This is a genomic window from Candidatus Melainabacteria bacterium RIFOXYA2_FULL_32_9, assembly GCA_001784615.1.
Taxonomy (GTDB): Bacteria; Cyanobacteriota; Vampirovibrionia; order Gastranaerophilales; family UBA9579; genus UBA9579.
This window is the reverse complement of record MFRQ01000047.1, coordinates 11,770-26,556: the sequence shown is the minus strand read 5'-3', so window position 1 is coordinate 26,556 and position 14,787 is coordinate 11,770. Positions and strand designations below refer to the sequence as shown.

At 33.4% G+C, this 14,787-nt stretch carries 9 protein-coding genes and 1 pseudogene; 5 read left to right on the top strand and 5 right to left on the bottom strand.

Going from position 1 to position 14,787, the window contains the following annotated elements; genetic code table 11:
• The 5 genes and pseudogenes from A2255_06970 (at position 1) to A2255_06950 (ending at position 9,665) form a co-directional block, all read left to right on the top strand.
• Positions 1–4,530: pseudogene (locus tag A2255_06970) on the top strand (hypothetical protein).
• Positions 4,531–4,533: 3 nt separating this feature from the next.
• Complete coding sequence (locus tag A2255_06965) at positions 4,534–6,696, top strand: hypothetical protein (protein ID OGI21977.1); 2,163 nt, start codon at positions 4,534–4,536, stop codon at positions 6,694–6,696.
• Complete coding sequence (locus A2255_06960; GenBank protein ID OGI21976.1) at positions 6,666–6,989, top strand: hypothetical protein; 324 nt, start codon at positions 6,666–6,668, stop codon at positions 6,987–6,989. Before A2255_06965 ends, A2255_06960 begins: the two co-directional genes overlap by 31 nt.
• 15 nt (positions 6,990–7,004) lie before the next feature.
• The gene (locus tag A2255_06955; protein ID OGI21975.1) at positions 7,005–7,622 is read left to right on the top strand and encodes a hypothetical protein; all 618 of its coding nucleotides are present in this window, start codon (positions 7,005–7,007) and stop codon (positions 7,620–7,622) included.
• A gap of 288 nt (positions 7,623–7,910) precedes the next feature.
• Entirely contained in the window at positions 7,911–9,665 is a 1,755-nt protein-coding gene (locus tag A2255_06950) for a hypothetical protein (protein ID OGI21974.1), read from the top strand.
• A gap of 104 nt (positions 9,666–9,769) precedes the next feature.
• On the opposite strand, the gene A2255_06945 is transcribed toward A2255_06950, so the two are convergent.
• The 5 genes from A2255_06945 to A2255_06925 all read right to left on the bottom strand — a co-directional run.
• The gene (locus A2255_06945; protein OGI21973.1) at positions 9,770–10,744 is read right to left on the bottom strand and encodes a 4-hydroxythreonine-4-phosphate dehydrogenase PdxA; all 975 of its coding nucleotides are present in this window, start codon (positions 10,742–10,744) and stop codon (positions 9,770–9,772) included.
• Between the two features lie 23 nt (positions 10,745–10,767).
• On the bottom strand, positions 10,768–12,075 hold the full coding sequence (locus A2255_06940) for a hypothetical protein (GenBank protein ID OGI21972.1): 1,308 nt from the start codon (positions 12,073–12,075) through the stop codon (positions 10,768–10,770).
• 5 nt (positions 12,076–12,080) lie between these two features.
• Positions 12,081–12,413 (bottom strand): hypothetical protein, encoded by a 333-nt coding sequence (locus A2255_06935; protein ID OGI21971.1) that lies wholly within the window; start codon positions 12,411–12,413, stop codon positions 12,081–12,083.
• 75 nt (positions 12,414–12,488) lie between these two features.
• Positions 12,489–13,508 carry a galactose-1-phosphate uridylyltransferase gene (locus A2255_06930; GenBank protein OGI21970.1) on the bottom strand — a complete coding sequence of 340 codons (1,020 nt, stop codon included), beginning with the start codon at positions 13,506–13,508 and terminating at the stop codon, positions 12,489–12,491.
• 25 nt (positions 13,509–13,533) lie between these two features.
• Positions 13,534–14,787: hypothetical protein (locus A2255_06925; protein ID OGI21969.1), on the bottom strand; the 1,254-nt coding region annotated here is incomplete at its 5' end.

Here is a 14,787-nt window from a genome sequence, read left to right as displayed (position 1 = left end):
ATCTCTTCTACAAATAACTCTTACCTATATGGAGGAACATACACCTTTACCAACAGCACACTTAATGCAGGTAAGGCATATTCTGCATTTAATACATTAACTCTAGATAATACAAGTTATCTCAATGCTACCAGTAATAATATGTATCTGGGTAAAATCCAAAGTTCTACGGTAACAGAGACAGACATACTAGCTAACTTATTCAAAAACTATACAACATTATCAGGAAACACAATTAACCTGGCTGGTGGAAGTCCTATTAACGTAACTAATGGAACATTAAACATAAATTCCAGCTCCAATCTTTTGTTAAATGCAACATCTCCTACAACATTAATTGCTAGAAATATTAATATTAATGCAAATGGAACAGCAGGGTTAATAGATACCAACTTATCTGCAAATACAACAACCGGAACCATAAACATAGACTCGATTGGTAATTTGTCTGTTAACGGTCCAACATTTACAGCAAAAAACATTTATCTTGATTCTGATGGTCAAATTACATTAGAAAACTCTTATCTTAACGCCACCACTGGCAATATAGGTATCGGTAGCACTGATAGCTTAACTCTAGATACAGGAACTAGTATTAATGCAACAAATCTAGGATTAGGGTCATTAAATGGAAATATTAGTGTTAATCCATCAACATCATTCACGATAGGAAACAATCTCTATACTTATTCCAATATATTTACGGTGGACACAGTATCTCTTGCTGCTACTGAAAATATTTATTCTGGATTTAATACCTTGAATCTCAATAATTCTGGAAGATTACAAGCTACAAATGGATCAATTAATTTTACAGAATTACCTGTAGGAGCAGAATCAATAGCAACCAAGTTTTCAGGCTCATTATTTGCTGATAAATTTGGAGTATTAACCTCACTTCCATCAACAAGCATGACACTTAACCTGACAGGGTCAACTCCTTTAACTGCTTCATCAGGTAATATTAACATAATTAATGATGATGTAATGTTTAATATATCTGATATTGCAACTCTATCAAATCTTAACGTAAATGCAACAAACAGCTTAAGCATTAGCTCTTCTAATAATCTGACTTTAAGCGGAGCTAATTCCCCATCTTTATCCAGTGGAAATATCTATCTTGATTCTGATGGACAAATCACTCTGGGAAATATTGCTATCTCTTCTGGAAATATCGGTATTAGTGGTGATACAGGTATTACTATTAACTCCGGATCAGATCTTAATGCTACCGGTAACCTTGGTTTAGGATCTACATCAGGAAATATTACTGTTAATTCGGGCTCTTCTTTCACAGTAGGGGAAAATCTCTACACTTATTCCAATATATTGACCATAAATGGTGTAGCTATTAATCCTACAGGTAATATTTATTCAGCATTCTCTACATTAAACCTGAATAATGGAGGAGCTTTAGAGGCAGCAGGAGATATTAAGTTAGGTGAATTACCTAATAACTCCAGCTCTATTTCTACAGTATTTGATGCTGGATCTCCATTTCTTACCAAATTCAGTGGTTTATACAATCGTACAGGAAATATGGCTATTAACCTGACAGGAGATAGCTATATTAACTCTACAGGTTCATTAAGCATAAATACAACTAATGGTAATCTTGCTATGACAGGAACCACATCAGGTACTCCTGCCAATCTATCGGCTACAGGTATTTACATTAATTCAACAGGCACTACTAATACAATTGAAAACATCACTCTTAATCCTAATTCTGGAAACATAGAGATAAATGCTAACTCAGGAGCATTAACCTTAGATACAGTAACCTCATTATTAGCTAATACAGGGAACATAGATATATCTTCCAGTGGAACAAGTATCATACAAGATTCTAATCTTGGAGCTACAGGAAATATTACCAGCTCTTCAGGAACATCTACTATACAAAACACTATTCTTAATGCAACAGGTAATGTCACAGTTACAGGAAATACAGGAGTAACATTAACAGGAACATCTAACTCCATTACTGGAAATAATGTAGATATTACTTCCAGCGGATTAACCACGTTACAGAATGCCACACTTACAGCTTCTAATTATGCAAATATTACAGGAAATGGAATAACCTTATCAGGAACATCTAACGCTATCACTGGAAGTATATTAAAATTCCTGGCTGCAAGTGGTAATATCAGTGCCGGTAATTCTACAATTAATGCTTCTAATATATTAGGATTATTCGCTGAATCTGGAAATATTAGTGCTACTAATTCTAATATCTCCTCTACAAATAACTCTTATCTATATGGAAATATTTCTAATTTAGGAGGAAGTTCCTTCAGTACCGGTAATAAACTATATATGGCCCTGAATTCACTCTTATTAGGTAATACAAGTTATTTAAATACAACAAATAATAATATCTATCTTGGTTATATTCCTAATGCCCAAGTCGTTGAGACTGACTCTCTTGCTACTCAGTTTAAATCATTTACTCCTCGCACAGGAAATACTGTTATTAACCTTGCAGTAGCTAATCCTATAACGTCATCTTTAGGAAATATTTACATTAATTCAACTGGCAGTTTAAGCTTAACAGGAATCACCTCTGGAACTCCTTCCATATTATCAGCTAAAGGAATACTCATTAATTCAACTGGAACAGGCACAAATACAATTCAAAATATATCTCTCAATCCTAATTCTGGAAATATTCTAATAAGTGCAGATGCGGGAACATTAGATTTAAATACTATATCAACCATTAATACCGTTAATATGCAAATCAGTTCTGGTACAGGTACTTCATTAACCGACTTTAATCTAATTGGCAGTGGAGATATTACCCTTAATTCACTTGGCACCATAAATACTAACAGCACAACTCTTACACCAGCAGCTTTAAATGCTAACAATATTAACATTACTAGTAGTGGAATTAGCACATTAAATAATACCAATTTGACTGCAACTAACAGAATAGATATGAACTCGACTAATAACATAAATCTTACTTCTTCAATAAGTCCTATCCCAACATTTACTGCAAATGAAATTTATCTCAATTCAACAGGAATAGCAACAATTCAAAATGTTGACCTGAAAGCTCAAAATGATCTTACTTCTCGAATAGGAATAATAGGAAATAACGGCATAAATATTTCTACACCTATTATTAATTCAGCGGGTAATTTAGGATTATTTTCCCAAAATAGCAATGTGCAAATTGCAAATTCAGGTCTAAGTGCAGGAAATAACTTATATTATTATGCTAATAATCCATCAATAGTGTCAGATAATATTATAGGAAGTACAATCTCAGCTACTAACGCTGTATATACTCTTTCAAACAAATTATTGCTAGATAACAGTACTTTTCAAACTCCAAATGCAGATATTTATCTGGGTTACTTTGACAATTCAATAGCAACCGCATTCGCTTCTTCATTTATTAGTGCTTTAACAGGGTTAACTTCACCTACGACACTAACTATTGATACAAGTAAGCCAGAAGACATAGTCAGCTCTAGATTGGGCTCAGGAACAATACATATTGGGAATTCCAGTAATTTAAATCAATATAGTTCAATAACAATAAACACAAGTTCATACACAAATGGCACTACAGTAACAAGCTCATTACCAGCAGGAATGCAGGCAGCTAGTGTAAAAATACATCTTCCTGTAACACCTGTAACTGCCCCAAATACCGTAACTATATCAGATAATTCAACTACAGTAAATACAGACACAGGTACAATTACCAGCTCAGATGGTCAGTCTGAAAATGTTGGTAACATAATTGCTACAGCTACAAATACTACAACACCTAATCCAGCCGCATTGACAGACAATACATCATTAACAACTCTAACCCAACCTATTTCACAAGATTCGTTGACAATTCCAACTACCAATATAGATGCAGGACTTGATCTTGCTTTTGAAGAACCAACTGAAACAAGTCTGGCAGGTGGATCATTGCCAACCACTAACACCAATCTAACAACTGATACAAATCTGGCATCAGATAACGATTTACCTGCTACTAATATAAGTAATCCTGCAACAACATCTAACGATACAAATATTCAGCCGGTTTCTAATACTAGTACTGCCTCTAATGCTTCAATTAATGGCAACCAAATACAGAATAATAGGATTGTACAAAGTTCACACCAAACAACTTTTGGCATAGATAAAGATTTAATTGATTTCGCATTTGGTGAGATATTAGTTAACTCAATTGTAACCAATAATTCTGAGGAAAATGAGTTCATGGCGGATGCTTTAGGAGTAGTAAATGCAAATAAATTAGGTTATCATCCTGCAGGACTTGAAGGTTTCTTGCTGACAATTAAGAAAATCGAAGAAAACTCAGCTTTACCCGGAAGATTAGCCAACGCTCAAGTAAGTTCTTTATTTACATATAGGCATCCTGACACCTTGTTAAGATTAGAAAAAGTTGAAGGTGAATTAGATGAATTAAGATTAAAAGGTCTTATAAAATCAAATAATCTATATAGGTCTCGTTATAATTGGATTACTTCAACAATACAGAAGTAGAATATGAAAAAAATGCTAAAAAATAACTCAAATATATTTATTGGACTATCTATAGGACTTATAGTAGCTTTAATCATGATTTTAGCTAATTATTTAAGTCTGTTAGATCTATATGAACTAAAAACCCTTGATACCAGATTTAAAATGTTACATTCATACCGCTATCAACCGAGTAAAGATATAGTAGTAGTTGGTATTGATGATATTAGCGTTGCAAATATAGGCCGTTGGCCATGGAAAAGAGAAGAACACGCTAAAATCGTAAACTTTTTAAACCTGTATGGTGCAAAAGTTATATTTTACGATATTTTCTTTAGTTATAGAGATAAAGAACATCCAGAATCTGATGAGAAATTCATAGAAGCAATAAAAAACACAAAGAATGCTTATCTTGCAGGAAAATATATTCCTATTAACCAGGATTTGCAAGATGATATCCAGATTAAAGAAAAAGACAAATTTATGAAGAAATTTGCCATAAATACGGTTAAAATTCGCGCTAGAGATGCTAGTGAGGTTATACCCAAAGGCAAAGAAGTTGCTTATGAAATTCCATTTTATGAATTAGCAAATGTAACTAAAAGAATAGGCCCTGTACACGTAGGATCAAATGAAGACGGTATAATTAGATACCAATTCCCTGTGTATAAATATAAAGAGGACTATTATCCTTCACTTTCATTCGGCCTTACAATGGACTTATTACACCTCAACACATTATATAACATAAAAAATAAAGGTTATTTACTGGGTGACACTATTATTCCTCTTGATGAAAAAGATAGAGTAATAGTTAATTGGTATGGAAGATATGATCAGAATAAAAAAGAGTTCATCCCAGCTTATGAACAATGGTCAGCCTGGAGATTTATAGAAAGTTACGACAACCTTGAAAAAGCCAGTAAAGCCTGCGGACTAACTATAGAAGAATTCAAAAAGCTTATTGATAAGATTAACCAATATCAAAATGAAGAAGAAATTCCTGATGATTTGCTGAAATATATTGAAAAAATTCCTGAAGATTTCGAACTAATGTTCGAAGGTTGGGATCCTGCTGAGCTTTTCAAAGATAAAATAATTCTAATTGGAGTAGCAAGCACTTCTACCACAGTTCGTGATATTATCTCTAGCCCATTTCTTGAAGAACAGCCAGGTGTATTTTTACATGCCAATGTAATAGATAATATTCTTCATAAAGACTTTTTATCGAAAGAAAATTTCACTCATACAAGCTTAATTATACTTTTGCTAGGAATTTTAAGCAGTTTATCAGTATTTGGATTTAGAAATTCAATAATTGGCGTTATTTCGCCAATTATCCTGGCTATGTTTTACCTTACAACAACAGTAATTGCATTTATTCATTTTAATTTATGGATGGATATTGTTTATACAGAATCAGCAATAATCATAACCTTTGCTATTTCATCAGCTATTTACTACATAATTGAAGGCAGAGAAAAATTAAAGGTGAAATATGCCTTATCTAACTATCTTTCTCCTCAAATTATGAATGAAGTACTAAGTGATCCAAGAAAACTCAATTTAGGCGGTTCCAAAAGAGAGTTATCTATTTTGTTTACAGATATAAGAGGATTTACAAATATCTCTGAACATTCAGATCCTCAAGAAGTAGTGTCAATGTTAAACGAATATTTTACTGCAATGGTAGAGATTATATTCAACAATAAAGGAACTTTTGATAAGTTTATTGGTGATGCAATAATGGCATTCTGGAATGCCCCTGTTGAAATAAAAGACCATGCTTTCCTGGCAGTAAAAACCGCAATAGATATGACTGAGAAATTACAAGAATTAAGAGAAAAATGGAGATCAGAAGGAAAAGAAGAAATAGATATAAGAATTGGAATAAATACAGCTGAGGTAACTGTTGGAAACATTGGATCAGATAAAATTAAAGATTATACAATTATTGGTGACGGCGTAAACCTTGCATCAAGGCTTGAAGGCCTAAATAACGAATATGGTACTCAAATAATGATAAGTGAATATACTTATGAACTGGTAAAAGATAAGATTAATGCGAAATATATAGACACAACAAAAGTAAAAGGAAAAGAAAATCCGGTTAAAGTGTACGAAGTTTTAAGCTTAAAAACGAAAGGAGAAGAACTATGTCAAAATCAACCAAAACCCTTACCTTAATAGTGAGCTTAACAGTCTTACTGACATTAGGTGCTAACTTAACAGCATTTACATCATCAAAAATCAACTCTGGTAAGCCTGCAAATGCAGAAAGAATTAAGAAATTAATACATAAAAACAAAGGTGAAAGAGGTGCAGACTTCTCAGGAGAATCAACCGCTGGAGTAGCTGGTGGTGCAAAATCAGGGTTAAAAGCTGATGATTCAGAAAAATTCAAAAAAGAAACTAAAGAAGTAAAAAATAAGCTCTATAAAGATTCAGCAGAAATGGCAACTCCTGAAACTCATAGATAAGGTTTATAATCCAGAATGATAATTAATAGATTAAAATTTAGCTTACTAATGATTTTTGCTTGCATATTTTTCTCAAGCTTAACCTGCTATGCAGAAGCTAATAAGTATGATGCAGTATGCAAAAAATATGGATTTACTATTGAAGAAGAACAGGAAATAGGCTTTCAAGCAGCATTAACACTTATAAGAAAGTATGATTACTATAAAAATCCACTGGTTAATCAATATGTTAGTAATGTTGGAGAAACAATAGCAAAAAATATATCTCAGAGACCTGACATTAAATATCGATTTGTTGTTTTAAACTCCAATGAAGTTAATGCTTTTTCAACTCCTGGCGGATTTGTGCTTATAACAAAAGGCACATTAAGTGTGCTTGATAATGAAGCCGAGCTAGCTGCTGTTCTTTCTCACGAAATAAGTCACGTAGAAGAAGGGCATGGCCTTCAGGCTATTGCATCAGACCCAAATATAAAAGAAAAATTAAAGCAAATTAAGACAATAGTAACAACTAATGAAAACAAAATGGATATCCTTGACAAAGAATTAAGAAAAAATCAAGGAGGTTCAACACTGGTTAATTTTGAAAATGCTATAAATGCTGATAATTGTTCAAAACATAAGCTGTTTTAGAAGCTGTCTTGTTAAAGTTGAATCGCCTTGCCAAGCAAGCCGCTTGCAACTTTAACCGCAGTCCAAAAGACGAGCCTGTAATTATATCATAGCCTGATTTTTATATTTTTAGTCAGACAGGCTCTTAGTCTTAAAAAATCAGCAAAATATTATTAGATCTCAAGAAATTAACTAAAACAATTAATCAGTATAAGGTGAGAATTCACTTTAAACTGATTAATTGTTGACAAAATTAAGTCAATACTACATCATCGAATAAGATACTAAAGCCAAAACCAAGAATTGAGAATGCTGAAATATAAAATTAACTTTATATCTATCTGTATTATTCTAGCCAGTGCATTTATTTTATCTAATAAATGCTGTTTTGCTCAGCTTGCACCAATTCCCATATCACCAGAAACGGATGCCGCTGCCATTACAGCTCCAAAACAAGATACTGTTTTAGATAACCTGATTAAAGAATCTATCAAGGAAGAGGATCAAAAAACAGAAGATAAAGAAAAAATTGACGACCCCAATATCAAGCCAATATCAAATATTAAACCTGAAAAACCAGTAGAAGGTAAGATTGAATCAATTATTACACCTACTATTTTTGTAAAACATATACTAGTAGAAGGTGGTGACCTATTAACAGATGAAGATATCAGCAATATAACATCAGAATATGAAAACAAGAATTTAACTTTGAGCGAGATTAAAGAAGTTGTAAACAAGATTAATAACTTATATTACGATTTTGGAGTTCTTACATCACTTGCCTACTTACCCCCACAGGAAGTTCAGGATAATATCGTAATAATTAAGGTAATTGAAGGCAAACTTGGAAAATTACAAGTAAAAGACAATAAACATACTAGAGCAGGTTATATTAAAGGAGCAATTCAGCAAAAAGAAGGTGATATAATCTATCTTCCAGAGATACAGAAAGATATTTTGTCTTTTAACAGGATGAATGATGTTAAATTAAAAGCCCGAGTCAGAAAAGGTGAAGAATTTGGCACATCAGACATAACTCTGGAAGTTGAAGAAAGAAATCCATACCATTTAGGGTTCAATTTTGATAATACAGGAAGAGACACTGTAGGCGTTCTAAAAGGCGGGGTGAATGTTCAACATGACAGTGTTTTAGGATTTAGAGACAGACTTACTGCATCATATGGCAGAGCAAGATCCACCAATACAGTTTCCACAAGCTATAGTCTTCCTGTAGGCCATTCAGGACTGAGGGTTGGTGGAGCATTTGGATATGGTGGTATTGGAATTAGTAAAGGAGTATTAAAGGATCTCAATATTGAAGGAAAATCTTTTAGTTATTCTGGTTTTGCATCAATGCCTATGGTGAATACCAAAAGGTTTACATTAGGCACAAGTGCATCCTTTAACGCTAAAAAAATAACCACTTATTTAGACGGACAATCATTTTCTGAAGTATTAGGAATACCCTCCACTCAAATTAGAACCGTAGTCTTTTCTCTAAATGCTGTAGAGCGTGATAAATACGGACAATGGATGCATAATTCTGACTTCCATACAGGCCTTGAATTATTTGGGGGAAAAGAAAAATTCTATAAATATACAGGCAGTTTAATTAGGTTACAAAGACTTGGCCAGAAATCACTATTAATACTTAAAGCAGCAACCCAATTTGCAGATGATGAATTGCCATCAGCTGAACAGTACGGAATTGGAGGGGCCTATTCAGTTCGTGGATATTCAGAAGGGATATTATCAGGAGATAATGGATATTTATTTGGCGGAGAATTAAGAGTCCCTATATTTTTATTACCCGAAAAAATAGGTAATTTAAAAATAAGAGATAATATTCAGGGAGTAGCTTTTGCAGAAACAGCCGGAGCATTTCCTGAAGACTATGTAAGATCAAGTCAAACACTAACAAGCGTTGGACTTGGTATAAGAGCCAATCTTACAAAATACCTTACAGGTAGAGTTGACTATGGTTTTGGATTGGCAGCAAATAGAGAAGATGATCAGCCTTTAGCAAGGCTCCATTTCAGCATAGAATCCTCTCCATTCTAAGGGTACGATTACAGTCTGATAAATCGGATAAGAGATATCAGTATCAGGGTTTGTTAAGGACTTTACAGTTCCTAATGATGCAGTAATTTATTGTATAAGTTATATTAAACGCTTATGCTATATGCCAGATCAATTGCTTCTTTCATACTATTGTAATTGGCGATATTTTTGCTGGCTATGTCAAAAGCAGTTCCATGGCTTGGCGATGTTCTTATAATAGGCAAATTAATAGTCATATTTACTGTGAAATCCATTGCTAAGAGCTTTATTGGTATTAATCCCTGATCATGATAACAAGCGACATAGGCCTGATATGGTTGTGGATTTTCTTCAATATAAGGTTTAGCAGCTTTGTTCCACATAGTATCAGCTGGAAATGGACCTTCTATATTAATATTGTATTTTTCTTTTAGCTTATTTATTGCAGGAATTATTATTTCTTGCTCTTCAGTCCCTAAAAGACCGTTTTCTCCTGCATGAGGATTTAATCCGCATACTGCTAATCTTGGTTTTATTGTATTAAAGTCTTTTGTAAGCGATTTATTTAGGGCCAGAATCGTGTTAATGATTTTATCCTGAGTTAAAGCTTGAGGTACATCTTTTAGAGGTATGTGTCTGGTTAATAGCAATACTCTGAAATCTCTGGCAACAAAAAGCATTTCTGCCTGTTCATTTTTATTTCCTAAATAATCTTGCAGAATCTCAGTTTGTCCTGAATAGTGATACCCTGCCATGTTTATCGCTTCTTTTGATAAAGGAGCTGTTACTATAGCTCTTATTTCATTATTTTGAGCAAGTTGACAGGCTTTCTTAAGTGCTAAATAAGATAGTTTACCACTTTCTATATTTGGTTGTCCTGCTGAGATTTTAGAAATATCACACGGAATATCAATGATATCCAGGTTATCTGGTAATGGTTGATTAATCTTAGATGATACTTTATGGAATATTTCTTTATTACCTATTAAAATATATTCTTTAGCAGGTATATCTAATGAATTAATAGATTTTATGATAATTTCAGGGCCAATTCCTGTTGGATCACCTATAGTTATAGCTATTTTTTTGTATTTTATCATAGCAAAAATCTTGTATTGTCAGTTTACTTGGTTTCTTGATGTTTTTTAAAGTATTTAAGTATATTTATAAAAGTATTTGGAGTGCCAAGATTACCTGATTTTGTAATTATCCATTGTGCTGCATGATCAAGGCATAATGGGATAGCAGGTTCAACCTCATCGATTAATTGAAGATGTTTGCTTTGTATGGCGTTGCAGCATTTATATGAGGTTTCCCCACCTATAGTAACTAGAATTACGCTGTGTTTATTTACAACTTTCTCGGTTAAATTAGCGAGGAAGTCGCTAACAATGCCCGGTACGTTTTCTGACTGAATACCTTGCTGGCTTGCATATTCCATAGTGACATTTAAATCACCTTCTAATGGAGCAGAGTGTACGAGTACAATACCATCAGGCCCTAAGTCGTGTATAATTCTGTCAGCCAATTCTTCTGAAGGTTCAGTTAGCACTTGTTGCGGGGTAAGCTCAATAAAGCTTGGTTCAAATTCATCAGACTCCATTAATTTCTTAATTTGTGTCTTTGTAATTTCTGTAGCGCTACCAACTACTATAAAAATTGGTAAAGTAGGAATTACTTTAGTGATATGTTGGTGTTTTACCTCAGGCAACCAGCATTTTGTCAAGACTTGAGCTAGTCCTGCTGAGCCACAGGGTAAAATATTATAATTAGATTTTTGAATAGCTAAAGCTATTTGCTCCAGATCAGTTGTTGAAACAGCATCTATTATAATTAATTTTTTATTCTTTTTAATCAATTCCTGTAATTCTACAAGAATAGGCCCTGCTCCTCTCATGACTGTAGCTAATTGAATCATATCAACTAATTCAGGTTTTTCTATTTGTTGTTTTAACAGGGCAGGAACATATGATTGGAATATAGGAGATTGAGGGTCTCTTGCTACTTCTGTTCTCTCAATAGGAACACCTTTTAATAAGTGATATCCGCCAACGGTAGTTCTTCCTTCTGCTGGAAATGCAGGTACAATAACTGCAGCATCCCAGCCCATTGCATTGAGAACGGCCAAAGATTCTGGTCCAACATTTCCTCTTAATGTAGAATCTATCTTCTTATAAAGGTATTCTATATTTAAATTGTCTAATAGTAGTTTTGTAGCATTGGTTACAATTTTAGTGGCATCTGCTGCACTTATGTTTCTGGTTTCGGTGCTTATTGCCCAGGCTTGAGTGTTTGCTTTTCCTTCAGGCATTGTAGAATAATCAAGTAAAATTTGTGTATTGCACCCGCTTAAATGAAACTGAAGGGCTGTATCATTTGCACCTGTTAAATCATCAGCAATTATGCCAATTGTACCTATTTTTATACTCATAGTTATTATCCAGCTGAACTTTCTTCCTTCTTGCCGCCTAATAGACGCAGATTATTTGCTCTTATGAAAAATCTTTCTCTTTTATTTCCTTCAGAGTCTTTCCACTGGCTAACTTCTAATTTGCCTTCTATTCCTACTAAACGGCCTTTGCGGACATATTCACCAGCGACTTCAGCATTTTTGTCCCATAATTCGATATTAAACCAGTCAGTTTTCTCGCCTTCTTTTGACCATCTGTTTACAGCTACTGAAAATGCTGTTTTAACTTTCCCTGATTCAAAATATTTCATTTCAGGATCCTGACCGACCCTTCCAACTATTACAACAGAGTTTATCATTTATGTTTCCTCTTCTTAATTATATTTAAACTTATATTCTATTTGAAAATAAGATAATACTATTTTAATCCAAATTTATTTTACTGCAATCTCTCTTAAATATTCTGCACAATCTTCTGGGATTGCAATATTTATATACATACCTGTACCAAGTTCAAATCCAGCTGCGATTGTAAGTTTTGGAATTAATTCCACATGCCAGTGGTAGTATCTGTCAGTATTTTTTTGTGTTGGTGATGTATGAATAAAATAATTATATGGTGGATTTTCTAAGCCTTTATAAATTTTGAATAATGTTGTTTTCCACACTTCTGATAGATATAATATTTGCTCTTCATTTAGATCCTGGTATTTTGCACTATGGAATTTTGGCATTATCCAGGTTTCAAAAGGTGTTTTTGAAGCATAGGGGGCAAATGAGATAAAGTGATCGTTTTCATAAATAATTCTAGATCGCTCTTTTAGCTCCATTTTAATCATATCACAATATACACATCTGCCTGTAGACTCAAAATAATCATTTGCACCAGTAAATTCTTCAGCAATTTTAGGGGGTATAACCGGTGTAGCAATTATTTGGCTATGTGGGTGAGTGATACTTGTACCTGCTTGAGCACCATGATTTCTAAATAATAATATGTATTTAACCGCATTTTCCTGTGAAATTGCAATATATCTGTCTCTATAGGCTCTTAATACATCTGCTACTTGATCCAGATCGAGTTGTGATAAGCATTTAGAATGATGTGGCGATTCTATAATTACTTCAGATGTGCCAGTTGCATAACTGCTAATTTGCAATGAATTTTCTTGTTTTATATGGAATTCCTGGTTTAAGTTCAGTGCTGCAAATTTATTGGGGACAGCTCTGAGAGTCCAGCCGGATGAATCTGGTTTGCTGTTATAGTTTCTGTAAGCCAGTACTTCAGGAGGAGTCATATATTCATTTTCGCTACAGAAAAAGCAATTTTTTTCGTATGGTACTTCATTTTCCTGCATATCAACTTTATAAGTTGGTTTTTCAGGCCTTTTAGCTCTTTCTGTTGCTATTATTACCCAATTTTTTGTTATTGGATCTCTTCTCATTTCAGGCATAAAGTTTTATTCCTCCCGTTGCAATTTACTTATTTAAAGCCTTTTTATAGAGATCAACATATTTATCTGCACTCTTTTCCCAACTAAAATCATATTGCATTGCCCTGTTAGTTATATGGGCCCATTCTTGTTCATTTTTATAAGCATTTAATGCTCTTGAAATAGCATTAAAAAGTACGCAAGAATCATAGTCTTCAAAAACAAAGCCATTTCCATTTTTTTCATCTAAATTATAGTCAATAACTGTGTCTGCTAATCCTCCAGTTTTTCTTACAATTGGAATAGTGCCGTATTTAAGTGCTATTAATTGACCAAGCCCACAGGGTTCAAACCTGCTTGGCATTAGGAACATATCACAGCCTGCGTATATTTTTTTTGCCAGGTTTCCATTAAATCCTATAACTGCTTTTATGTTATCAGATGTGGTAGTTAAGTCTTTGAAAAGCAATTCATACTTTTCTTGTCCTGTGCCAAGAACTGCTAGCTGTAAATCCATATTTTTAATGTTTTCAGCTATTCCTGCAATAAGATCTAACCCTTTTTGATCGACTAATCTTGATATCAAGCCAATTAATGGAGTATCAGGATTTTGCTTTAATCCTAATTCTTTTTGCAATTCAATTTTACACTTATTTTTTCCAGATAAATCTACTACGGAATAGTTTTGTGGCAGGACTGGATCAGTTTTAGGGTTCCATACGTCATAATCAATCCCGTTTAATATGCCTGTTAATTTATAATTATTTGATCTTAGCAGCCCATCAAGTCCGTCCCCATATTCTGGAGACTGAATTTCTTCAGCATATGTAGGTGAAACAGTATTAACTTGATCTGAATAAATAATTCCACCTTTCATCCAGTTAATTTTATCGAAATATTCGAGACCTTCTGATCCATATACCCCATTATCAATTATATTGCCAAATTCCAATATTTCAAAGCCAAATTTGCCTTGATATGCCAAGTTATGAATACTATAAACTGTAGAGGTATTTTTATAAAACTCGCAGTTTCTATAATTAGTTTTAAGATAAACAGGTATATTTGCTGTATGCCAATCATTACAGTGTATTATGTCTGGCTTAAAGTCAATTTTTTTCATTAACTCTAGGGTAGATAATCCAAAAACCAGGAATCTTTCTTGCTCAAATCTTTCATGAGCCTTATCCGGATAAATTTCGCTATGTGAACCAAAATATGTATTGTTAACTATAAAATATACAGTAACATCTGAGTCTGGAATTTTAACTTGTTTAAGAGAAACAGTGAATTGTCTATG

Bases quoted from the DNA above. Each gene is read 5' to 3' on its own strand.
- A2255_06935 (OGI21971.1), bottom strand. From the start codon at position 12,413: ATGATAAACTCTGTTGTAATAGTTGGAAGGGTCGGTCAGGATCCTGAA.
- A2255_06945 (OGI21973.1), bottom strand. From the start codon at position 10,744: ATGATAAAATACAAAAAAATAGCTATAACTATAGGTGATCCAACAGGA.
- A2255_06960 (OGI21976.1), top strand. From the start codon at position 6,666: ATGTCAAAATCAACCAAAACCCTTACCTTAATAGTGAGCTTAACAGTC.
- A2255_06930 (OGI21970.1), bottom strand. From the start codon at position 13,508: ATGCCTGAAATGAGAAGAGATCCAATAACAAAAAATTGGGTAATAATA.
- A2255_06940 (OGI21972.1), bottom strand. From the start codon at position 12,075: ATGAGTATAAAAATAGGTACAATTGGCATAATTGCTGATGATTTAACA.
- A2255_06950 (OGI21974.1), top strand. From the start codon at position 7,911: ATGCTGAAATATAAAATTAACTTTATATCTATCTGTATTATTCTAGCC.
- A2255_06955 (OGI21975.1), top strand. From the start codon at position 7,005: ATGATAATTAATAGATTAAAATTTAGCTTACTAATGATTTTTGCTTGC.
- A2255_06965 (OGI21977.1), top strand. From the start codon at position 4,534: ATGAAAAAAATGCTAAAAAATAACTCAAATATATTTATTGGACTATCT.